The organism is Kitasatospora sp. MAA4 (genome assembly GCF_029893355.1).
Lineage (GTDB): Bacteria > Actinomycetota > Actinomycetes > Streptomycetales > Streptomycetaceae > Kitasatospora.
In genome coordinates this window covers 1-1,596 of sequence record NZ_JARZAI010000063.1, presented here as the reverse complement: position 1 = coordinate 1,596, position 1,596 = coordinate 1, and the positions used below count along the sequence as shown (strand labels likewise).

Genomic DNA, 1,596 nt, shown 5'->3' with positions numbered 1-1,596 from the left:
TCAAACCCGTCCCACCCACGCGCCAGCCCCGCTAAACTCCCCGCCACTAGGCTCTTGACCAGGGCAAATGGAGAAGTCTCACTGGAGTACTAGGCCGTGTCTGACAAATAAGCAGCGGTGTTCTGGTCTTGGGCGATCGGTATTGGTCTTGCTGTGGTGGTGGGGGCCAGCGATGCTGAGCTGGTGTCAGGGCAGAGGAAGAGAAAGCGTCAGCAGCAGGACGATAGGCGACGGGCTGTCGCTCGCTTCGCGCCCGACGCGGGCCGTTGGGAGGTGCTCTTCGAGACCCAGGACGAGTCGGCGTGGCACGCCCACGTCCGCCGTCTCCGAGCGACGGACAGGCAGATCGACTGGACGACGGTGCGGATGGACACGTTCTGTGGGCGCCTGGTCCAGCCGACCACCTACCGACTGAGTATCTTCGTGCCGACCCCCGCGCCCGATCAGGGCCAGGACTCCGCCCATAATTGATCTTGTGGCTGGCAGAGGTGAGCTGACGGATGCGGCATGGGAGCGGATAGAGCCCCTGCTGCCGCAGGTGGATGGGCGTGGACGTCCGTGGCGTGATCACCGGCAGGTGGTCAACGGGGTGCTGTGGCGGCTTCGGACCGGGGCTCCGTGGCGTGATCTCCCTGAGCGGTATGGGCCGTGGCAGACGGTCTACGAGCGGTTCGCCCGCTGGGAGGCGGACGGCACCTGGGCGAAACTGCTGGAGCACGTCCAGGTCCGCGACGACGCGGTGGGCCGGGTGGAATGGACCGTCTCGATCGACTCCACGATCAACCGCGCCCACCAACATGCGGCCGGCGCCCGCAAAAAGGGGACGCAGACGGGGACGAACTGGAAGATCCGGGCAGCTCGCAGGCGCGCCAGGCCCTCGGCCGGTCCCGAGGCGGGCTGACCACCAAGGTCCACCTCGCCGTCGACGGCCGGGGCCTGCCGCTGTCCATCGTGCTCACGCCCGGCAACGTCAACGACGCCACCACGTTCGTCCAGGCCCTCGACGGGATCCGCATCCCGCGCGCCACGACGGGCCGGCCCCGCACGACACCAGGTCGCGTGCTGGGCGACAAGGCGTACTCCAGCAGGGCGATCCGTCACCTGCTACGGCGCCGGGGTATCGTCGCCACGATCCCCGAACGCCGAGACCAGGCCGCCAACCGCCAACGGCGCGGAGCCCTCGGCGGTCGGCCACCCGCCTTCGACCGGACTGCCTACCGCGAGCGCAACGTGGTCGAACGATGCTTCTCCCGCTTGAAGCAGTTCCGCGCGATCGCCACCAGATTCGACAAACTCGCCGACCGCTACCGCGCCGGACTCGTCCTGGCCTCCCTGATCCTCTGGCTCCGCGAACCGGCCAGGTGATCATTTGTCAGACACGGCCTAGCAGGCCGGCGGCCTTCCCCGACCTCCTGGGGAGGCCGCCCGCCGCCCAGCCACCCTCCCCGAACCACCCGGCACACGAAGGAGAACCACCGCCGTGGAGACCACCACCGCCACCGCCGAGCAGGACGTGCCGGCCGGGCCACGCGCCCAGGCCGAGCTACCCGCCCCGGCGCAGCCGCGCGCCGACGCCGTCAATCCGTTGCCGCTGCA

General features: G+C 69.3%; 1 protein-coding gene. It reads left to right on the top strand.

What is annotated here, in order from left to right:
• The first annotated feature begins 475 nt into the window (after positions 1-475).
• Positions 476-1,365, top strand: a protein-coding gene (locus P3T37_RS36940) for an IS5 family transposase (RefSeq protein WP_280728345.1) whose coding sequence is annotated in 2 segments (ribosomal slippage) — positions 476-830 and positions 830-1,365 — 891 coding nt in all. Because the reading frame shifts where the segments join, the coding sequence is not laid out codon by codon here.
• The last annotated feature ends 231 nt before the right edge of the window (positions 1,366-1,596 follow it).